Here is a 20,323-nt window from a genome sequence, read left to right on the forward strand (position 1 = left end):
AGAATGCGCGCCGAGAGGTGTTGCACGAGTTGTCCGCACGCTTCTTCAGCCTTTGCTAGGCTTGCCAATAGCGTGTGGCCAGCAAGGGCTGCAAGGTTTTGTCGGGTCCTGCCAGGAGCAGGGCCTGCTGGGCGGGGCGTCCCATCAGGAGTGCCGTCTCAAGGGCAGTGGCCAACCCACGGCCAGTTGAATTTTCACTGGTGGCTGCCGGTCTACGGCTGCACTGGTCTATAACTAACCTGCTTTTCGCAAGTCATGAGGTAGAACATGAGCGACGACGATCTGGAAAATGATGACCTCGAAGTAGGCGACGAAGACGAGGCAGATGATGGCCTCGAAGCTGCGGCTGACGATGTTGCCGAGGACGCTGGCGATGACGACAGCAGCCCGGCACCGGTCGCCAAGGGTAAATCCAAGGCGGCTGTTTCGGTAGACGAGATGCCGAGCATGGAAGCCAAGCAAAAGGAGCGTGATGCCCTGGCCAAGGCGATGGAAGAATTCCTTTCGCGCGGTGGCAAGGTGCAGGAAGTCGAGGCCAACGTAGTCGCCGACCCGCCCAAGAAGCCGGACAACAAGTACGGCAGCCGCCCTATCTGAGTGGCTGAATACAAAAGAGCCCGCCGTCGCTGCGGGCTTTTTTGTGCCTGACGAAAATTGCAGTTATTTCTTACACAAAAAGTAGGTGTTTTAAGCTAGGCCATTTTGTCGCTTCCAGGCAAGCATTGCTCACTGATTCTGGAGGTGTTTATGGACAAACTGGTTCGTCGTTGCAAGCTACGCAAGGAAGACTTTTCTAGAGTAGAGGACCCTTTTTTTGCTAAGGGAAACGTAGAGCGTGCTCTTAAAGGGAACAGTCGCCTTGACGGTAAGGATGAGTTTCTCAGGAGTTGCGGCATCACCCTTCAGCGAGACCTTTCCGCCAAAGATATCGAGGTAGCAGTCGAAGAAATCAGAAGCGGCAGGTGGCTATTTTTGACCAACGAACCATTCAAGCCCATGAGGATAGATGGTTACCAAGGTGCAACTCAGTGCTTTCCTCTGCCAGGGCCGTTCAAGCAGCAGGCCGATGATGAGAGAGGGCCTGGTAAGTGGCGCACGATCGACATCGATTATGACGGGTTGAAAAATACATTCGCGATGCTGCAAAACCGCCTAGGCTCGCTGGGTGACGAGGGGCGTCTCTTCGGCTCGGAAGGCAAGGATTATGACAACACCACCCGTGTCGTAACCCAGCAATGGGTTCCCCTCGATGGTAATGATGATCATCTGGCATCACGATCTGTTATTCGTCGCTATGGGGAATAGCGAGCTATAACGCAGCGGTATTCTGAAGGAGATGATAAGTGGCAGGTCAGTGGAAAATCTTGGCACTGGCAGCCAGTTCTTCCTTTTGAAACCTACGAACACCGAGAAAAAAATGATGCCCGGAGGACGAAAAGAAGAGCGTTGGGTATTGCAATTGTGGGGCATTCTGGATGCCCTTTCTTTGCTGCTCTACATCGTAGCCAGCGTGCGGCGTAGCCATCTACCTTTCTTTACTGACTTGCAGAGCATGTTGAGCTTATGGCGAGAGCAAGGTCTGCTAACCGTTATGCTCATTTTGATGAATCTGGTTCTGCACGTTTCGATCATTCTCAGCACTGTGCTTCTCCTCAGTGGCAGAAAGTCTGGTGTGTATTTAGGGCTCGCGCAGATACCCTTTAGGCTGCTTTTCGCTGCACCTTCGCTCTCGATATTGTTGATCTGGGCTAGCTTCGTACCCGATTACGATCCGTGGCTGATGCTTGGTTTCATAGGGCTTTCAGAGCTGATCAAGGGCGGCACCTCCTGGTGGTGGCTGCATCGCCAACGATCGCATCACCGGTTAGCCAGCAATTGAACAGTCTTTGTTGTGCCTGTGAGATTTGTATGGCCTGTGCCGGCCTCTTTGCGGCGGTTCGGCGCCCCGACACGCCCGCTCCCACAGGAACCGCACAATGCCTAAGGGCGGTGGTATTACTGTGGGAGCGGGCTTGCCCCGCGAATGGGGCGCGAAGCGGCCCCTGTCAGCGCCAGCGCGCGAGCACGTCGGGCAGCTGGGACAAGCGCTGGATCTCGGCATCCGGCGCCCGCTCGCCCGCCCAGGCCTTACCCTGCGGGTTGAACCAGACGGCGCGCAAACCGGCACGCTGGGCCCCGGCGATGTCGTCGCCTGGGTGATCACCAATATGCACCGCCGCACTGGCTTCAGCCTCGCCACGCTTGAGTGCTTCCATGAACGGCGCCGGGTCTGGCTTGCCGATGCCCAGGTCCTCTGCACACAGGGCAAAGCGGAAGTAATCCGCCAGCCCCAGACGGCTTACATCGGCGTTGCCGTTGGTGACCACGCCCAAGGTGTAGTGATGGCGCAGAATCTCCAGCACCGGCTGCACTTCAGGGAATACTTCGACCTGATGGCGTGCATGCAGGAACACTTCAAAGCCCTCGTTGGCCAGTTCTTGTGCCTGCTTCTCGCTGTAGCCGACTTCTTCCAGGGCGTGGAACAGCACACGCCGGCGCAGGGTACTGATGCGGTGCTTGAGGCCTGGCTCGGCCTGTACCAGGCGTTCGCGAATGGCGAACAGGTGTTCCACCGGCACGCCGCCAAGTATCGGGGCGTTGGCCTGCAGCCAGTCGCGCAGCACGACTTCCGCGCTGGCAATCACTGGCGCGGTATCCCACAGGGTGTCGTCAAGGTCGAACGTGATCAGCTTGATGGTCATGAGTCTGTGCCTTTGCTGCGTTTGGCCCGTGGGTGGGCGCTGTCGTACACCGCGGCCAGGTGCTGGAAGTCCAGGTGGGTGTAGATCTGTGTGGTGCTGATGTCGGCATGGCCGAGCATTTCCTGCACCGCCCGCAGGTCCTGGGACGATTCCAGCACATGGCTGGCGAATGAATGGCGAAGCATGTGCGGGTGCAGGTGCTGGCCCAGTTCGCGCTCACCGGCTGCCTTGACCCGCATCTGGATAGCCCGTGGCCCAAGGCGGTTGCCTTGGCGGCTGATGAACACGGCGCCGTCACGCGGGCCGCCGATACCGCGCAGTCGCAACCATTGCTGCATGGCCTCGCGCGCCTTGCGGCCCACAGGCAGCACGCGCGCCTTGCCACCCTTGCCGAGCACTTGCACCAGGCCGGCGGCAAGGTCCAGGTGTTCGAGGTCGAGGTTGGTCAGCTCGGACAGGCGCAGGCCAGAGGAATAGAACAGTTCGAGGATCGCCTGGTCGCGGCGGGCGATGAAGTCGTCGTCCACGCCGCCGTCGAGCAGTTGCAGGGCGCGGTCGGTGTCCAGCACCTTGGGCAGCCGGCGCTCGCCTTTGGGCGCGCTCAGGCCGCTGGCAGGGTCGTGCTGGCAAAGGCCTTCACGGTTCAGGTAGCGATACAGCCCGCGTACCGCCGACAGCAGCCGCGCCAGGCTGCGCGAGGACTGCCCATGATGATGCTGGCGGGCGATCAGTTGGCGCAGTTGCTGGATCTGTAATGCGCCCCAGCCAGCGATGCCTTGGGTGTTGCAGTAGTCGATGACCTTCTGGAGGTCGCGACGGTAGGCCAGCAGCGTGTGTTCGGACACTTGGCGCTCGTTGCGCAGGTGAGCGCAATAAGCCTCCAGCTGGCGTTCCATCAGCGCACCGGGCGCAGGGGCTGGGTAACGCGCGGGACCACGCGGGCGAGCACTTCGGCGATGTAGCCAAGGAACAGGGTGCCGACGCTGCTTTTGTAGTGTTGCGGGTCGCGGCTGCCGATCGCCAGCACGCCGTGCAACCCTTGGTACTCCAGGGCAGCAACGGCGCTGGAGCCTACTTCCTGGTGCTGCTGCTCACCGAACAGGAACACCAGTTCGTGCTCACGCAGGTTGCCACTGACTGTCTTGCCACCGCCCAGCAGGCCGCCGATGGCCTGTTGGGCCTCGGCATTGCTGGCCCAACGGCCGACCGGCGCTGCATGGTCACCGAACAGGATCAGGCTGACGAACGGTACCTGGAACTCCTGGCGCAGGCTGTCTTCGACCGCCATGACCACTTCTTCCAGGCTGCCGGCATCGAGCAGGTCAAGGATCAGCCGGCGCGTCTTGTCGAACAACCGGTCGTTGTCCCTGGCCACGTCCATCAGTTGCGACAGGCGATGGCGCATCTCGATGTTGCGATCGCGCAGCAGTTTGAGCTGGCGCTCCACCAGCGACACGCTGTCGCCACGCTGGTGAGGGATACGCTGCTCGACCAACAGTTCATCGTGTTCGGCGAAGAAGGTCGGGTGGGCGCGCAGGTAGGCGACCACCGCTTCGGCATCGAGCTCACTGGACTGCTGGGGTACAACCTTGGGCTGATCGGTCATGGCAGTTACTCGCTTAGAGACGAACCTGTCCTTCGTAGACACGTACGGCTGGGCCAGTCATCAACACGGACGTGCCGGGGCCGGCCCACTCGATGTGCAGGCGCCCACCAGGCAGGTCCAGGGTCACCGGAGAGTCCATCCAGCCCTGGCTGATGGCTGCCACGGCGGCTGCACAAGCACCGGTGCCGCAGGCCTGGGTCTCGCCGGCACCACGTTCCCATACCCGCAGGTTGGCGCGGTGGCGGTCAATGACCTGAAGGAAACCGGCGTTCACCCGCTGCGCAAAGCGTGGGTGGTTTTCGATTTTCGGGCCCAGGTCATGGACCGGCGCAGTATGTACGTCATCGACGCGCAGCACGGCATGCGGGTTACCCATGGACAAGGCAGCGATAGCGTGCACTTCGCCGTCCACCTCCAGCGGGTAACTGAGCGCCTGCTCTTCAGCGTCGAATGGGATTTCGGCGGGATTGAAGCGCGGCGGCCCCATGTCGACACACACCTGGCCGTCGTTCTGCACGTCCAGTTCGATGATGCCGCCCTTGGTTTCCACACGGATACGCTTTTTCGCGGTCAAGCGTTTGTCCAGCACGAAGCGTGCGAAGCAGCGTGCGCCGTTGCCGCATTGCTCCACTTCCGAACCGTCGGCATTGAAGATCCGGTAGCGGAAATCCACTTCCGGATTGTTCGGAGCCTCGACGATCAGCAGCTGGTCGAAGCCGATCCCGGTGTGGCGGTCGCCCCATTGCTTGGCGTGCTTGGGCTGGATGTGTGCGTGTTGGCTGACCAGGTCCAGGACCATGAAGTCATTGCCCAGCCCATGCATCTTGGTAAAACGCAGAAGCATGGGGTCACTCCGGCAGCAGGCTTTCGCCAGCGTACAGTTCGGCAATGGTCTCGCGACGGCGGACTTCGAAAGCCTGATCGCCGTCGACCAGGATTTCCGCACAACGGCCACGGGTGTTGTAGTTCGAGCTCATGACGAAACCATAGGCGCCCGCGGACTGCACAGCCAGCAGGTCACCTTCGGCCAGGTTCAGCTGACGGTCCTTGGCGAGGAAATCGCCGGTTTCGCAGATTGGCCCGACCAGGTCGTAGGCACGGCCTTCGCCTTCGCGTGGGATGACCGCGCTGACGCCCATCCAGGCCTGGTAGAGGGCCGGACGGATCAGGTCGTTCATCGCCGCATCGATGATGGCGAAGTCTTTGTGTTCGGTGTGCTTGAGGTATTCAACGCGGGTCAGCAGGGCACCGGCGTTGGCCACGATGTAGCGGCCAGGCTCGAACACCAGGGCCAGGTCACGATCACCGACGCGCTCGCGGATGGCCTTGATGTAATCGGCTACCAGCGGCGGCTCTTCGTCGCGGTAGCGCACGCCAACACCGCCGCCCAGGTCCAGGTGGCGCAGGTGGATGCCACAGTCGGCCAGGCGGTCGACCAGGTCCAGCAGACGGTCGAGGGCGTCGAGGAATGGGTCTACGCTGGTCAGCTGCGAGCCGATATGGCAGTCGACACCGACCACTTCCAGGTTTGGCAACTGCGCGGCACGCACATAGATGGCTTCGGCGTCGGCGATGGCGATGCCGAACTTGTTCTCTTTGAGGCCGGTGGAGATGTACGGGTGGGTACCGGCATCGACGTCCGGGTTGACCCGCAGCGAGACCGGGGCCACCTTGCCCATCTCGGCGGCTACCACCTGCAGGCGCTCCAGTTCGTCGGTGGATTCGACGTTGAAGCAATGCACGCCGACTTCCAGGGCCCGGCGCATGTCTTCGCGGGTCTTGCCGACGCCGGAGAACACCACGCGGTCAGCCCGCCCACCGGCGGCCAGTACCCGCTCCAGTTCACCGCCGGACACGATGTCGAAGCCTGCGCCCATGCGGGCCAGCACGTTCAGCACGCCAAGGTTGGAGTTAGCCTTGACCGCGAAGCACACCAGGTGCTCGACACCTTGCAGGGCATCGGTATAGCTGCGGTACTGGGCCTCGATGTGGGCGCGCGAGTACACGTAGGTGGGGGTGCCGAAGCGTTCGGCGATGGCCGACAGGGCCACGCCCTCCGCGAACAGTTCACCGTCGCGGTAATTGAAAGCGTTCATCTGATTTCCTTACTGCTCTGGCGTTTGCTCGGGCTCGATTGGCTGTTCATCCTGTGGCTGGACAGGCTGAGCGTGCTGGTGCTGATGCGACTTCTGGCTGCCCTTGCCGTCCTTGCCGTCTTCTGGCAGGTAGAGGGGGCCTTTCTGACCGCAGGCCGAAACGAGGCAGGCAACCGCGACCAGCGCCGCGAGCGAGGAAATCAGGCGCTTCATGGGTGAAATCCTTTGAAATATGCAGTATTGCGCCCGAGTATACCGAGCGACTGCCGGATTGCCTATGCAAGAGCCGGTCCGCCGGGCGGGCAGAAATTGGCCACCAGCGGCGAGCGGCAAGCGGCAAGAAAAAACGTTCAGGTGTAGGCTGAGCTTTTTCCTGCCGCTTGAAGCTCCCCGCTTGCGGCTGGCGCCAAGCGCCCGTATCGTGCCCGGCCTGCCTGTAACGCAGCCAATTTCGAGGTTCCTGCAATGAGTTTGAGCGAAGCGCGTTTCCATGATCTGGTCGACGCCACCCAACAGGCCCTGGAAGACCTGTTCGACGAGAGCGGCCTTGACCTGGACATGGAGAATTCCGCCGGCGTCCTTACCATCAAGTTCGACAATGGCAGCCAGCTGATCTTCAGCCGCCAGGAGCCGCTGCGTCAGCTTTGGCTGGCCGACCGCTCCGGGGGCTTCCACTTCGACTACGACGAAGAGAGCGGCAAGTGGGTCTGCGAGAAGAGCGAAGAGCTGCTGGGCGAGATGCTCGAGCGGATTGTCTGGGAGCGGGCCGGCGAAAAGCTGGACTTCGACGAGATCTGAAATGAGCGCCCAGGCGCGGCCGGCCAAGCCGCTTTACAGTAACGTCAGCCCAGCGGTGCCGTCGCCGTGCATCAGCGTGTGCCGGCTGAATGAACAGCGCGTTTGCACCGGTTGCCATCGCCATGTCGAGCACATTCGCGAGTGGCGCTCGGCCGACGACGAACGGCGCCGGCAGATTTGCCGCGAAGCCGAGGCCTTGCGCACGCAGGGTTGAGTATTTGCCCGGCTGTGGTAGTGTCGGGTTATGCGTCGGTGACGCCAAAGCACTCATCAAACCCCGCCCTCTGGGCGGGGTTTTGCTTTATCTGCCCTTAGAAAACCACCTGTTCAATGGAGTCTGACTGGATCATGAGCACCAAGCCCTCCCTCATCCTTACCCGATTGGACGTGCAGCGTCTCGAGCGCCTGATCGACAGCCTCGACGAAAGCACCCCAGGTGTGCTCGCCCTGCAGGAGGAGCTGGACCGCGCCGAGCAGGTGGTCGGTCACGAGGACGTGCCGGCCGGCGTGGTGACCATGAACTCGCGCGTGCACTGCCGTGAAGAGGCCAGTGGCAAGGACTACCACCTGACCCTGGTGTACCCGAAGGATGCCGGCGGCGAAGGCAAGGTCTCGGTCCTGGCGCCGATCGGATGCGCGCTGCTTGGCTTGTCGGTGGGTGAACAGATCGATTGGCCGGCGCCGGGCGGCAAGACCCTCAAGCTCAAGCTGCTGGAGGTGGAATACCAGCCGGAAGCGGCAGGCGATTTCGACCTCTGATCCCCCATGGCTTTCAGGGCGTATTCCGCGCCCTGATAGAGCAGGCATGGATGCAGTTGTCGACGATCCTGCTGCGCAGCGACCAGTCCGTGTTGATGATGTGGAAGTTCTGGATGTAACTGTCGATACCTGTTGATTCGAACCATTCATCGACCTTGTCGCTGAAGTCGTCCGGCGAAAACCACCCTTTGTTGTATTTGGCGCACTGGATGGAACGCAGGGTGTAATCAGGTTTATAGCGTTGCGCCCGCTCGTCCATGAAGGCTTTCAGCTCTTCGGTGGACGGTGTGTTCTCACCCATCCAGCCATGTTCCACGCCTGGCCAGTGCTGCCCGCGGGCGGAGTTGTTGTACGCAATCACCACGGTCTTGCCTGGGTGTTCAATCCAGAGTTGATCCAGCGTCAGGGGGTGCAACGCCCAGGGGATGATGCGCTGGCCCAGGTGCTTCTCCAGCGTCTCCTGCAACCAGGCATGTTCCTGGTCGCTGAAGTTGTCGAACCCATGGAAGTCGAGAATGACGATTTCACGAACGTTTGCCGGGTCTTCGTAAAAGCGGTTCAGTTCCAGGACGATGTCGCCCTGTACGGTGCGCCCCGATGTACTCAGGTGGAACAGCTTGTAGCGATAAGGCGAATCGGGCGTGTACTCGCGGTTGGCGCGCACTCGCAGATCAAGCACGCGGATGCCGCCGCGAACCTGTTCGATGCAGGAAACGTCCTGGGTCACTTCCTGGGGCGGGACGATGTTGTCCGCCTGCTTGTCCATCCCAGAGTCATGGCTGCCGGGGAGAATCAGCTGATCGATACGCAGGCGGCCTAATTCGGGCAGGGCGCCCATCCAGTTCTGCTTGTCCATGACGCACTCCAGTCATTGATTGAGTGCCCAAGGATGTTGCCGCCGTGTGCGGCCGTGCAGAGGGAAAGCGCACCGGGGTCAAGGTGCGAGCGACGCCTGCAACTGCTCCAACCCGTCGTTCAGGGCTTTTTCCAGCTCCCGCTTGTAGCGCAGGTAGAGGAGGGTCGAACCCTGTTCGTCATCGAGCAGTTCGGACAGGTCCAGGTCAGTGATGTAGCAACGATAATGCCCGGCATCGCGGCGCTGGCTCAGAATCTGCCTGGCTACCACGGTGTACAGTTCATCGCCGTGGTCCAGTTCGGAGAATTCCAGTTGGTCGCAGTAGAGCGTGACGTGCACGTCATCGCCGGTGCCGGCCTGGAGGATGGCCTGAACTTCATAGTAGGGCTGATCGTTGACGATGTCTGGCGTCGGTCGGGGCTCGATGCTGCGTGCCTTCCCCGTCCCCGAGGGCAGTAGCTGAGCATAATCGATGTACAAAGATGCCTGGTGCAGGTTATCGAGCGGCACGCGGGCGTCGTGGCGCATTACCACCGAGCGCAGAAAGCGCTGCAGGGGCAATAGCAGGTGATTCTCGTCGTGCAATGGCAGGCGTTGCTGCCATAACGCGTTGTACTCATCCAGCACATACAGGTCGGCCCAGCCCTCGAGCAGGCGGTAGAACACCTGAATGCAGCCGGGGCGGCCTTGTTCCAGCAGCAGCGAAAGGTCGTGGTCCTGCAGTGCGTTGGCATCCAGATAAAGTGGGCTGTAGGCGCTGCGTTCTTCGCTTAGGTAATCGAGCACGGCATCGTGATCGGTCAGGGTGGCGAGGCTGACCTGGCCGGGCACCAGTTCCAGTGCGTGGGTGTACTGCGCCACCTGCAGCAGGTAGCGGTGGTTGCGGCGCTGGTCGAGCAGTAATTGCACCGTGTCGAAAATCTCCTCGACCCGCTGGCTGATGGCTTGCGCGCGGTTGTGGCAGAAGCAACGCACCCGCACGCGCGGCCGGTGGCTGCGCTGGCCGAGGCTGTTGAGGAAGTCCCGCATGCAGCGCAGCAGGGCGTGCTCGCCGTCGTAGCGCTGCACCAGCACCTCGTTCCAGCTGTTGAGGGTGACCTGATCGAGGGTCAGCACCAGGTTTTCGCGCACGCCTGCATAGCTCAGCGAGTCGGTGCGCTCGGTGGTCATCAGGATGTTCAGGTCGCGGTGGTGGCGCAGCGGGTCGACGCCAACGTTGACCAGCAGCAGGATCTCTTCGGCCACGCTGGGCTGCAGCAATCGCACTTCGCTGACGGCCTCAAGCGGCAAGGGAATGCTTTGCTGCAGGCTGCCAAGCAGGTTGAACAGCTCGAATTCGCTCAAGTCGCTGACGCCTGGGTGCAGCGCAAAGCGCGTAGTGCTGTCGATAACGCCGTTGCGGTGGGCCCAGGTCAGCAGTTCGAGCAGCTCCCGGCAACGCTTGATCGGGCTGAAATGCTCCCACTCGTGGACGCCCAGGTTGCCGTTGTACAGGCCCCAGTGGTGGCTGCCGGGTTCCTTGCGGTTGGGTGACTGAACCAGTGTCAGGGTGTCCTCGGCGAGGTCCGGTGCGATGCCTGGGTTGATCACCTCTATCTTGCCGGCGCGCCGCTCGAAGGCTGCGTACAGGCGCCGGCCCAGTACGTTGAGGTCGCGTTGGTCGGCGCGGCTGTTGGCGTTCTGGTTTTGCGCGAACTGGCTGAGAAAGCGGTAGCTGTGGTTGAGCTCGGCGACCAGCTCGCGGCGCTCGACTGCCACCTGGCGTACCTTCCACTGACTACGGCTGTCGAGTAAGGCCAGCTGGCGCTCGTCCCAGCCCCACTCATCGGCCAGGCGCTTGAGCAACCGACGCTGCCAGCCGTTGCTGCGTGCGCGGTCCAGGCCGCTGAGCTTCTTGTTGACCTTCAGGTAAAGGCTGCGCCTTGCCAGCTCCAGCCGCCTGGTTTCACCGCGCGCTAGCAAGTAGCGTTCGATGCGCCGGTAAACCATGACATAGGGGTCAAGCGCGTCGAGGTCGAGGTGGTTGGCGAAGACCGCCTGTTTGTAGTCCAGGCTCAGGCAGCGCACGGCTGGGTGTTCGCTGGCGTAGACCTCGGTCAGCAACAGCTTGAGCAGTGACTTGTAAGGTGAGTCGATACCTTTGAACAGCTGCCACAGGCCAGCACCGACGAACTCGCCGGCCGGGATGTGGGCCAGGTTGCCCAGGTCGAGGGCATCGGTGCTGCGGATGAAACGCTTGGACAGCAAGGTTTCGGTATAGCTGCTGTAATTGCGCTCTTCATACACCGGCACCAGCCACCAGAGCGGTGTGCGCCCGGCCAGCCAGATGGCCGTGCGGTAGAACTCGTCGAGCAGCAGGTAGTGCTGGGTGGTACCACAGTCGTCGGAGCTGAGCTGGCTGTCGCGCTGGCCTCGGGCGAAGCTTTGCGGGTCGATCAGGAAGCAATGTGCTTCGGCGCCGAGGCTGGCAGCCCAGGTTTCGAGCAACTGGCATTTGCGCCGCAGCTCTTCGAGCTGGCTGTCACCCAGGCCGGGGGCATGACAGACCCACAGGTCGATGTCGCTTTGCTCGGCCTGGGCCAGCGTGCCAAGGCTGCCCATCAGGTACAGGCCGTGTATCGGACGGTTGGGGTTGCCCAGGCGTGTCTTGTAAGTGAATGACCGCGCCAGCCGTTGGCCCTCGGCGACCAGGTTGGCGTCGGGCTCGAAGCCCGACACGCCGGCCGGTGTGCTTCCCGAAACATACCCAGGCAACAGGGGGTGGTTAACGTGAAACAGCAGCGGTAGCAGGGTCAAAACCTGTTGCTGGCGGGTCGAAAGCCCATCCATGGCGCGCTGTAGCCGGCCGGTGTTCAACTGCAGGAACCGCGCACGCAATTTCGCCAGCACCTTGCGGTCGATGCCGTCTTCGATATCAGGGCGAATCTCGTGGGGATGGGTCATTGCGAACTCAGGGCAGGCCGGGGGAACTTTGGCGAGTTTAGCCTGAGTAATGCACTCGGATAAGCGGCAGTTGGAGTTTTGACGCCATTTTTCTCGCGCCTTTGTGTGCCCCATCCCCGGCTTGCCGGCGATGGGGCCGGGCGGGTTACGCCGGCTGGGGCGACTTGAGGATGTTCAGCAGCAGTTGCACGCTTTCGACCGCGTCATGCCCAAGGCTGGTGAGGTAACCGCCATCAGGCTGATCGGTCAATTGCTTTTCATGCAGGCGTCGAGCCGCTGCGACCAGCGCGGGTGAGGCATTGGCGTGAATCTTGATGCCTTCCTGGCTGCTGTCCAGATTGAACAGGGCAAGGACTTCCAGTTCAGCAATCAGTTCGGGGGTGAAGGACATGGCGACTCCTGACTTCCAGACGAGGATGGCGGCACCGCCAACGGTGCCTGACCCTGGAGTGTAGTCGGGTTATTCGTCCTCGCCTTGATCTGCCTCAGGTGGCAGCTCGGGCAACGCGCGCAGGGCGGTTTCGTACCATTGGGTGTCGAACGGGCGGTCCTCGTCGAGCATGTTGTCGATCTCGATGGCCAGCACGTGGGCCATGAGGTTGAGGATGTCTTCGCGCTCGTAGCCGACCAGGCTCAGCTTGTTGAACGTCGCCTTGGCGGCCGGCGGTTCGCCGCTTTCGATCTGGTTTTCGATGGCCTGGGTCAGCGTCGCCTCGGCGAAGGCTTCGTCGTCATTGTCGATTTCGTCGTGCTCGCTCATGGCGGTACTCCTGTGGTGGGGCGCACAGTTTGCCACGCCCGCGCCGGCAATGCCCGGTCATCGACCGGGAGCATGATGCTGGTCAGGCGCAGCCCCAGGGGCTATAACAGCCCAGCCAACCCCTTACGGCCTGGAGGCTGTTACCCCATGCTCAAGCTTCACGGATTCTCGGTCAGCAACTACTACAACATGGTCAAGCTGGCCCTGCTGGAAAAAGGCTTGCCGTTCGAAGAGGTCACCTTTTATGGCGGCCAGGCACCGCAAGCGCTGGAAGTCAGCCCGCGCGGCAAGGTGCCAGTGCTGGAAACCGAACACGGCTTCATCAGCGAGACCAGCGTGATTCTCGACTATATCGAGCAGACGCAGGGCGGCAAGGCGCTGTTGCCGGCCGATCCATTCGAACAGGCGAAAGTGCGTGAGCTGCTCAAGGAGATCGAGCTGTATATCGAACTGCCGGCGCGTACCTGCTATGCCGAGTCGTTCTTTGGGATGGAGGTCGATTCAGTGATCAAGGAGCGGGCGCGTGCGGATCTGCTGGCGGGCTTCGCCACCTTGAAGCGCAATGGCCGTTTTGCACCCTATGTGGCCGGTGAGCAACTGACCATTGCCGACCTGATGTTCTGCTTCTCGGTCGATCTGGCGTGTGCGGTAGGCAAGAAGGTGCTGGGCATCGACTTCCTCGCAGACTTCCCGCAGGCGAAGGCGTTGCTGGAGAAAATGCGCGAGAACCCGCACATGGCGAAGATTCTGGCGGACAAGGAGGCGGCAATGCCGGCCTTCATGGAGATGATCCGCAGCGGCAAGCGCTGATCTGAAGAGGGGCTGCTGTGCAGCCCAATCGCCGGCAAGCCGGCTCCTACAGGGATTGCGCACCGCTTGAGAGCGGCGCGGTCATTGTGGGAGCCGGCTTGCCGGCGAACGAGGGCAAAGCCCTCGCAATGGCGCTTAGCGCGAAGCCAGCAATGCCTTGCCGCGCACAACGGCAGCGCGCACCTGGGCAGGCGCAGTACCACCAATGTGGTTACGGGCATTCACCGAGCCTTCCAGCGTCAACACGGCGAATACGTCCTGCTCGATCTGGTCGCTGAACTGGCGCAGTTCCTCCAGGCTCATCTCGGCCAGGTCCTTGCCGCTGTCGACGCCGTACTTCACGGCGTGGCCGACGATCTCGTGGCAGTCACGGAACGGCAGGCCGCGGCGCACCAGGTAGTCGGCCAGGTCGGTGGCAGTGGAGAAGCCGCGCAGCGCCGCTTCGCGCATGATCGCGTGCTTGGGCTTGATGGCCGGGATCATGTCGGCGAAGGCACGCAGCGAGTCGCGCAGGGTGTCGGCGGCGTCGAACAGCGGCTCCTTGTCTTCCTGGTTGTCCTTGTTGTAGGCCAGCGGCTGGCCTTTCATCAGGGTCAGCAGGCCGGTCAGGGCGCCGAACACGCGGCCGCTCTTGCCGCGCACCAGCTCAGGTACGTCGGGGTTCTTCTTCTGCGGCATGATCGAGCTGCCAGTGCAGAAACGGTCGGGCAGATCGACGAACTGGAACTGGGCGCTGGTCCACAGCACCAGCTCTTCAGAGAAGCGCGACAGGTGCATCATCGCCACGCTGGCGGCAGCGCAGAATTCGATGGCGAAATCACGGTCCGACACGCCATCCAGCGAGTTGCCGGCCACGGCTTCGAAACCGAGCAGTTTGCAGGTCAGCTCGCGGTCGATCGGGTAGGTGGTACCGGCCAGCGCAGCGCTGCCCAGGGGCATGCGATTGGTGCGTTTGCGGCAGTCGACCAGGCGCTCGTAGTCGCGGCTGAGCATTTCGAACCAGGCCAGCAGGTGGTGGCCGAAAGTGACCGGCTGGGCGGTCTGCAGGTGGGTGAAGCCCGGCATGATGGTTTCGGCTTCGCGCTCGGCCTGTTCCAGCAGGCCCTGCTGCAGGCGGGTGATTTCGGCCAGAATCAGGTCGATCTCGTCGCGCAGCCACAGGCGGATGTCGGTGGCGACCTGGTCGTTGCGGCTACGGCCGGTGTGCAGCTTCTTGCCGGTGATGCCGATGCGGTCGGTCAGGCGTGCTTCGATGTTCATGTGCACGTCTTCGAGGTCGACGCGCCAGTCGAAATTGCCGGCCTCGATTTCCGCCTGGATGGTGTTCAGGCCGTCGATGATGGTGTCGCGCTCGGCATCGCTGAGTACACCGACCTGCGCCAGCATGGTGGCGTGGGCGATCGAACCCATGATGTCGTGGCGGTACAGGCGCTTGTCGAAATCGACCGAGGCGGTGAAGCGGGCGACGAAGGCGTCGACGGGTTCACTGAAGCGGCCGCCCCAGGACTGATTGGTCTTGTCGGTGCTCATGGATTCACTCGTTGAAGGCGTGAACGAAAAAGTGGCGGCGATAATAGCAGGGTTGGGCGTGTGGCCGAAGGACGCCGGTCGACAGAAATCGGCATAAAACCCCGCTCGATTGAGGTAAAGACGATATTCAACGATTGAACGGCAGTGTTCCACGGACCGTCTACAGTTGGACAAAGGACTGGCAGCGAATCTGCCAGCGCAGTGAATCTTTGGCCATCGTATTGGTCTAGAGCGTGACCGCAGTGTCGCTCGACCTGCAACTGTCTACGCTATACCTGTGCGAGACTCACTCAGGAATCCAGAGCAATTATGAATGTCCTGATCGTTGATGACGAAGCCCTACCCCGTGAACGCTTGGCGCGGCTATTCGGGGAGCTGGAGGGGTACACCGTGCTGGAGCCCAGCGCCACCAGCGGCGAGGAGGCCCTGGCCCTGATTGAAAGCCTCAAGCCTGATGTGGTCCTGCTGGATATTCGCATGCCGGGCCTTGACGGCCTGCAGGTCGCGGCCCGCTTGTGCGAGCGCGAATCACCGCCATCGGTAGTGTTCTGCAGCGACGCCGATGACGATGAATACGGCGCAGAGGCTTTCACCGACAGCACCCTCAGTCATGTATCCAAACCGATCCATCCCCATGCTCTGCGTGATGCTTTGCGCAAAGCTGAGAAACCCAGTCGCACGCAGTTGGCGGCGCTGACCCGGCCAGGAAGTGAAGGGGGTGGCCCGCGCAGCCATATCAGCGCGCGTACGCGCAAGGGCATCGAGCTGATCCCTTTGCCCCAGGTGATCTATTTCATCGCCGACCACAAATATGTGACGCTGCGCCACGAAGCAGGCGAAGTGCTGCTCGATGAGCCACTCAAGGCCTTGGAAGATGAATTCGGCGAACGCTTCGTGCGTATCCACCGCAACGCCCTGGTAGCCCGCGAGCGCATCGAACGCCTGCAACGCACGCCGCTTGGGCATTTTCAACTGTTCCTCAAAGGCCTCAATGGTGATGCCTTGACTGTCAGCCGCCGGCATGTGGCTGGCGTACGCAAGATGATGCAGACGCTCTGAGCGCTGCAGGTGCCCCATCGCCGGCGACCTGGCGATGAGGGCGCGCATGGCCAGCCTGGTTCATGACCCACATCTGCTAGCGATACCGACGGAGCTGTTATCATCGGCGGCATTCCTAAGCATCGGGGCGTTCCATGTCCACTCGCGAAATCCGCATTGCCACCCGTAAAAGTGCCTTGGCCCTGTGGCAGGCCGAATATGTCAAAGCCCGCCTCGAACAGGCGCACCCTGGCCTTCTGGTGACGCTGGTGCCCATGGTCAGCCGCGGCGACAAACTGCTCGACGCGCCGCTGGCGAAGATTGGCGGCAAAGGCCTGTTCGTCAAGGAGCTGGAAACGGCCCTGCTGGACAATGAGGCCGACATCGCCGTGCATTCGATGAAGGATGTACCCATGGACTTCCCCGAAGGCCTGGGCCTGTACTGCATCTGCGAACGTGAAGACCCCCGCGATGCCTTCGTTTCCAACCGTTTCCCCAGCCTCGAAGCGCTGCCTGCCGGCAGCATCGTCGGCACCTCCAGCCTGCGCCGTCAGGCCCAGTTGCTGGCCCGCCGCCCTGACCTGCAAATCCGCTTCCTGCGCGGCAACGTCAACACTCGCCTGGCCAAGCTCGATGCCGGTGAGTACGACGCCATCATCCTTGCCGCGGCGGGCCTGATCCGTCTGGGCTTCGAAGACCGCATCACCGCCAGCATCAGTGTCGACGACAGCCTGCCGGCCGGTGGCCAGGGCGCGGTGGGTATCGAGTGCCGTAGCGCAGACAGCGAGATCCATGCGCTGTTGGCGCCTTTGCACCACATCGATACCGCTGACCGTGTGGTGGCCGAACGCGCGTTGAACAAGCACTTGAACGGTGGCTGCCAGGTACCGATTGCCTGCTATGCCGTGCTCGAAGGCGAGCAGCTATGGCTGCGCGGCCTGGTCGGCCAGCCCAGCGGTGGGACCCTGCTGATGGCTGAGGCGCGTGCACCGCGGGCATCCGCTGAAACCTTGGGGGTGCAGGTGGCCGAAGACCTCCTGGGCCAAGGTGCCGCCGCCATTCTCAAGGAAGTCTATGGTGAGGCCGGGCACCCGTGAGTTCGTGGCGCCTGTTGCTGACCCGTCCTGAAGAGGACTGCGCGGCGCTGGCCCAGACGCTGGCCGCGGCCGGCATTGCCAGCGAGTGCCTGCCGTTGCTGGCGATCGAGCCGGTGCAGATGGATGCTCTGCAGCGTCAGCAGCTTGCCGGCCTAGGGCAGTACCAGGCGATGATCGTGGTCAGTAAGCCGGCAGCGAGGTCGCTCCTTGCGCAGCTCGCTCAAGCAGGGTTGCAGCCGCCCCCAGCTGGTTGGTTCACCGTAGGTCAAGCCACGGCGGCGGTGTTGCAGTCTGCGGGGCTGTCGGTGGCTTTCCCTGCACAGGGTGACGACAGCGAAGCCTTGCTCACGCTCCCGGCCTTGCACCAGGCTATCAAGGGTCCCGCACCCCGTGTCCTGATCGCCCGTGGGGTAGGAGGTCGCGAACTGCTGGCCGAGCGTCTTGCAGAGCAAGGTGCTAGTGTCGATTATCTGGAACTGTATCGTCGTTGCCTGCCGGTATACCCGGCGGGCACGCTGGTGGCTCGCATCGAAGCGGAACGCCTGAACGGCGTGGTGGTCAGCAGTGGGCAGGGTCTTGAACACCTGCAACAGTTGGCCGCTGCCGATTGGCCGCGTGTGGCGCGCTTGCCCTTGTTCGTGCCGAGCCCCAGGGTCGCCGAGCAGGCCAGGGCCGCAGGGGCACAACAGATTGTGGATTGTCGTGGCGCGAGTGCCACGGCCTTGCTGGCAGCCGTGCAGCGCAGCGCTGCACCTGCCTCTTAAGGCGCTAAGCTCAGAGCGACGCGCCCCCATGCAAAGGATGGATACGTGAGCGAAACTGTCTTGTCCCACAATGATCAGCCGTCGGCGCAGGAGCCGACGCAACCCGTCACCCCGCCACCTGCCAAACGTTCCGGCACAGGCCTGGCCTTGCTGGCACTGTTAGTGGGTGCTGCCGGGGTCGCAGTGGGCGGGTGGGGTGTTTGGCAGGTGCGGCATCTGCAAGGCAATGAGCTGAGCCAACGTCAGCACCTTGAGACGCTGAGCCAGCGTGCCGCTGCTCTGCAGCAGCGCGAGCAACAGATCAGTGCCCAGTTGGCCAGCCTGCCGGCAGCCAGCGAACTGGAAGACCGCCGCCGCCTGGTGGCGCAGTTGCAGGGTGACCAGCAGCGCCTGAGCCAGCGCCTGGAAACCGTGCTTGGCGAAAGCCGCAAGGAATGGCGCCTGGCCGAGGCCGAGCACTTGTTGCGCCTGGCCACTTTGCGGCTTTCGGCCCTGCAGGACATCACCAGCGCCAAGGCCCTGGTCGAAGGCGCAGACGAAATTCTGCGCGAGCAAAGCGACCCTGGTTCCTTTGCCGCCCGCGAGCAGTTGACGCGTAGCCTGGCAACGCTCAACAGCACCCAGCAACCGGACCGTACCGGGTTGTATCTGAAACTGGCAGCCCAGCGAGAGTTGGTGCAGCACCTCAACGCCCAGTCGCCGGAGTTCGACAGCGATGCCGATGCCCTCGGTGCCTTGACCGCCGATGGCGATGTCGCCAGCCGCCTGGCGCAGTGGTGGGCGGAGATTTCCAAGTACTTCCAGATCGATTTCAACGCCGACGACAATGTACGGCCGTTGCTGGCCGGGCAGTCGCTCAACCAGTTGCGCCTGGCCTTGAGCCTGACCATCGAGCAAGCCCAGTGGGCTGCGCTCAATGGCGACGCCAAGGTCTACACCCAGGCGCTGGATGACGCGCGCAGTGTGCTGGTGGCCAATTTCGACGCTGACAATCCGCAGAGCAAGGCCATGCTCGAAAGCCTCAATGCGCTGGCCGAGCAACCGGTGTCGGTGGTTACCCCGGACCTCAGTGAAAGCCTGGCTGCGGTGCAGGCGTATATCCAGCGCCGCCACCTGCCTGCCGAGGGTGAGGGGGGCAAGCCATGAAGCGTGTGTACCTGCTGGCCGTGCTGGCGATCGTGATCGCCGCGGCACTGGGCATCGCGGTGGCCAAACACAGCGGCTACGTGCTGGTCTCCTACGGTGGCTTCCGTTACCAGTCCGGGCTGTGGGCGGCGCTCGCGGCCCTGGTTGCCGTATTTGCACTGTTGTGGCTGCTGCGCTACTTGGTCGGGCTGGTGCTGACGTCCAGTGGCGTGGTCAACCCGTGGTCGCGACGTAACCGCAGCCGTCGCATTCGCATCGCGATCGAGCAGGGCCAACTGGACCTCGCAGAGGGGCGTTGGGCCAGCGCCCAGCGCCACTTGCACCGCGCAGCCGAGGCCGAACGCCAGCCATTGCTGTATTACCTCGGTGCCGCACGGGCGGCCAATGAACAGGGGCGTACCGAAGACAGGGACAACCTGCTCGAGCGTGCACTGGAGCGTCAGCCCCAGGCGGAATTGGCGGTCGCCCTGGCCCATGCGCAATTGCAGATGGACCGTGGCGAAAGCGACGGCGCCCTGGACGCCCTGTTGGCCATGCAGGAGCGGCACCCGCACAACAACCAGGTCTTGCGCCTGTTGCAGTGCCTGTATCTGGAGCGCGGCGACTGGTCGGCGCTGATCCGCCTGTTGCCTGATTTGCGCAAGGGCAAAGTGCTGCCGGCCGAGGAGCTCGCTGCACTGGAGCAGCGTGCCTGGGGTCAGAACCTGGGGCTTGCGGCGACCCGTGGCGACGATGAGCAAAGCGCCCGTCAGTCGTTGGAGCGGGCCTGGCAACAGCTGACTGCGGCCCAGCGTCAAGAGCCCCGGTTGGTGCTGGCTTATGCCGAACAACTGCGCCAGGTTGGCGCTCAAGGCGAGGCCGAACAGGTGCTACGTGCCGCGCTCAAGCGTGATTACGAAAGTCACCTGGCGCGGCTCTATGGCCTGGTGCGCGGCGATGATCCGGCGCGCCAACTGCAAACAGCCGAGGGCTGGCTCAAGGCGCACCCACAGGACCCGAGCCTGTTGCTGACGCTTGGGCGTCTGAGCTTGCAAAACCGCCTTTGGGGCAAGGCGCGCGATTACCTGGAAAGCAGCTTGCGCATGGAACGCAACCCAGAGACCTGCGCTGAACTGGCCCGGCTGCTGGCTAGCCTGGGGGAGACCGAGCGCAGCAACCAACTGTTCCAGGAAGGCCTGGGCCTGCTCGATGAGCGTTTGTTGGCCTTGCCATTGCCGCAGGGCGTGCGCGCCTGAGAGATCCCATGAGCCCGCGCTGAGGGCGGGCTTATGGGGTGTTTGAGGCGTCTCGCGATCCCTGCGTTATTCTGTAATACCCTTCGCAAGATTTTTCCCACATTGCGATTGGAAATTTCTGCTACCCCTCAGTGACTTATCTCC

The 20,323-nt window shown here is 62.5% G+C and carries 23 protein-coding genes; 12 read left to right on the plus strand and 11 right to left on the minus strand.

The genetic code is table 11. From position 1 onward, the window contains the following. Positions 1–267: 267 nt before the first annotated feature. From sutA to ABRP30_RS00905, 3 genes are all read left to right on the plus strand, one after another. Positions 268–597, plus strand: coding sequence for a transcriptional regulator SutA (gene sutA, locus ABRP30_RS00895; RefSeq protein WP_241804978.1), 330 nt, complete (start codon positions 268–270; stop codon positions 595–597). Positions 598–747: 150 nt separating this feature from the next. Then, positions 748–1,305: a hypothetical protein gene (locus tag ABRP30_RS00900; RefSeq protein WP_349975892.1), complete on the plus strand. Its 558-nt coding sequence runs from the start codon at positions 748–750 to the stop codon at positions 1,303–1,305. A gap of 49 nt (positions 1,306–1,354) precedes the next feature. Beyond that, complete coding sequence (locus ABRP30_RS00905; protein WP_349975893.1) at positions 1,355–1,879, plus strand: hypothetical protein; 525 nt, start codon at positions 1,355–1,357, stop codon at positions 1,877–1,879. Positions 1,880–2,045: 166 nt separating this feature from the next. Here ABRP30_RS00905 and ABRP30_RS00910 read toward each other — a convergent pair whose 3' ends face one another. From ABRP30_RS00910 to ABRP30_RS00935, 6 genes are read right to left on the minus strand one after another with little or no spacing between them, the layout of a single operon-like run. Beyond that, positions 2,046–2,741 (minus strand): HAD family hydrolase, encoded by a 696-nt coding sequence (locus ABRP30_RS00910; protein ID WP_349975894.1) that lies wholly within the window; start codon positions 2,739–2,741, stop codon positions 2,046–2,048. Continuing rightward, positions 2,738–3,637, minus strand: a complete 900-nt coding sequence (xerC, locus tag ABRP30_RS00915; RefSeq protein WP_349975895.1) for a tyrosine recombinase XerC — start codon at positions 3,635–3,637, stop codon at positions 2,738–2,740. Before xerC ends, ABRP30_RS00910 begins: the two co-directional genes overlap by 4 nt. Then, positions 3,637–4,347: a DUF484 family protein gene (locus tag ABRP30_RS00920; protein WP_267820117.1), complete on the minus strand. Its 711-nt coding sequence runs from the start codon at positions 4,345–4,347 to the stop codon at positions 3,637–3,639. Before ABRP30_RS00920 ends, xerC begins: the two co-directional genes overlap by 1 nt. Before the next feature lie 13 nt (positions 4,348–4,360). After that, positions 4,361–5,191: a diaminopimelate epimerase gene (dapF, locus tag ABRP30_RS00925; protein WP_349975896.1), complete on the minus strand. Its 831-nt coding sequence runs from the start codon at positions 5,189–5,191 to the stop codon at positions 4,361–4,363. 4 nt (positions 5,192–5,195) lie between these two features. After that, on the minus strand, positions 5,196–6,443 hold the full coding sequence (gene lysA, locus ABRP30_RS00930) for a diaminopimelate decarboxylase (RefSeq protein WP_267820121.1): 1,248 nt from the start codon (positions 6,441–6,443) through the stop codon (positions 5,196–5,198). Positions 6,444–6,452: 9 nt separating this feature from the next. Beyond that, positions 6,453–6,656, minus strand: a complete 204-nt coding sequence (locus ABRP30_RS00935) for a lipoprotein (RefSeq protein WP_012312193.1) — start codon at positions 6,654–6,656, stop codon at positions 6,453–6,455. A gap of 252 nt (positions 6,657–6,908) precedes the next feature. Between ABRP30_RS00935 and cyaY the strand changes: the two genes are divergently transcribed. From cyaY to rnk, 3 genes are all read left to right on the plus strand, one after another. Then, a complete protein-coding gene (gene cyaY, locus ABRP30_RS00940; protein WP_012312194.1) occupies positions 6,909–7,241 on the plus strand; it encodes an iron donor protein CyaY in 333 nt (110 codons plus the stop codon). A 1-nt stretch (position 7,242) separates the two neighbouring features. Then, positions 7,243–7,455, plus strand: a complete 213-nt coding sequence (locus ABRP30_RS00945) for a DUF1289 domain-containing protein (RefSeq protein ID WP_241804986.1) — start codon at positions 7,243–7,245, stop codon at positions 7,453–7,455. A 134-nt stretch (positions 7,456–7,589) separates the two neighbouring features. Beyond that, positions 7,590–8,000, plus strand: coding sequence for a nucleoside diphosphate kinase regulator (gene rnk, locus ABRP30_RS00950; RefSeq protein ID WP_241804987.1), 411 nt, complete (start codon positions 7,590–7,592; stop codon positions 7,998–8,000). Positions 8,001–8,013: 13 nt separating this feature from the next. On the opposite strand, the gene ABRP30_RS00955 is transcribed toward rnk, so the two are convergent. The 4 genes from ABRP30_RS00955 to ABRP30_RS00970 all read right to left on the minus strand — a co-directional run bounded on the left by ABRP30_RS00955 (position 8,014) and on the right by ABRP30_RS00970 (position 12,559). Further along, positions 8,014–8,856, minus strand: a complete 843-nt coding sequence (locus tag ABRP30_RS00955) for a hypothetical protein (RefSeq protein WP_349975897.1) — start codon at positions 8,854–8,856, stop codon at positions 8,014–8,016. A gap of 78 nt (positions 8,857–8,934) precedes the next feature. Further along, on the minus strand, positions 8,935–11,799 hold the full coding sequence (locus tag ABRP30_RS00960) for a class I adenylate cyclase (RefSeq protein ID WP_349975898.1): 2,865 nt from the start codon (positions 11,797–11,799) through the stop codon (positions 8,935–8,937). 145 nt (positions 11,800–11,944) lie between these two features. Next, positions 11,945–12,190, minus strand: a complete 246-nt coding sequence (locus ABRP30_RS00965) for a TIGR02647 family protein (protein WP_012312198.1) — start codon at positions 12,188–12,190, stop codon at positions 11,945–11,947. A gap of 69 nt (positions 12,191–12,259) precedes the next feature. Then, positions 12,260–12,559, minus strand: coding sequence for a hypothetical protein (locus ABRP30_RS00970; protein WP_349975899.1), 300 nt, complete (start codon positions 12,557–12,559; stop codon positions 12,260–12,262). Between the two features lie 147 nt (positions 12,560–12,706). Between ABRP30_RS00970 and ABRP30_RS00975 the strand changes: the two genes are divergently transcribed. After that, complete coding sequence (locus tag ABRP30_RS00975; RefSeq protein ID WP_349975900.1) at positions 12,707–13,369, plus strand: glutathione S-transferase; 663 nt, start codon at positions 12,707–12,709, stop codon at positions 13,367–13,369. 135 nt (positions 13,370–13,504) lie between these two features. On the opposite strand, the gene argH is transcribed toward ABRP30_RS00975, so the two are convergent. Further along, on the minus strand, positions 13,505–14,899 hold the full coding sequence (gene argH, locus ABRP30_RS00980) for an argininosuccinate lyase (RefSeq protein WP_349975901.1): 1,395 nt from the start codon (positions 14,897–14,899) through the stop codon (positions 13,505–13,507). Between the two features lie 309 nt (positions 14,900–15,208). On the opposite strand from argH, the gene ABRP30_RS00985 reads away from it, so the two are divergent. From ABRP30_RS00985 to ABRP30_RS01005, 5 genes are all read left to right on the plus strand, one after another. Then, positions 15,209–15,958, plus strand: a complete 750-nt coding sequence (locus ABRP30_RS00985; protein WP_349975902.1) for a LytTR family DNA-binding domain-containing protein — start codon at positions 15,209–15,211, stop codon at positions 15,956–15,958. 134 nt (positions 15,959–16,092) lie between these two features. After that, entirely contained in the window at positions 16,093–17,034 is a 942-nt protein-coding gene (gene hemC, locus ABRP30_RS00990; protein ID WP_267820136.1) for a hydroxymethylbilane synthase, read from the plus strand. Continuing rightward, positions 17,031–17,798, plus strand: a complete 768-nt coding sequence (locus ABRP30_RS00995) for a uroporphyrinogen-III synthase (protein WP_267820138.1) — start codon at positions 17,031–17,033, stop codon at positions 17,796–17,798. Before hemC ends, ABRP30_RS00995 begins: the two co-directional genes overlap by 4 nt. Before the next feature lie 45 nt (positions 17,799–17,843). Further along, on the plus strand, positions 17,844–18,944 hold the full coding sequence (locus ABRP30_RS01000; RefSeq protein WP_267820140.1) for a uroporphyrinogen-III C-methyltransferase: 1,101 nt from the start codon (positions 17,844–17,846) through the stop codon (positions 18,942–18,944). Beyond that, entirely contained in the window at positions 18,941–20,179 is a 1,239-nt protein-coding gene (locus ABRP30_RS01005) for a heme biosynthesis protein HemY (protein ID WP_267820141.1), read from the plus strand. The genes ABRP30_RS01000 and ABRP30_RS01005 overlap by 4 nt, the downstream gene beginning before the upstream one ends. Positions 20,180–20,323: the final 144 nt, after the last annotated feature.

It is taken from the genome of Pseudomonas sp. WHRI 8519, from assembly GCF_040224055.2.
GTDB lineage: Bacteria > Pseudomonadota > Gammaproteobacteria > Pseudomonadales > Pseudomonadaceae > Aquipseudomonas > Aquipseudomonas putida_X.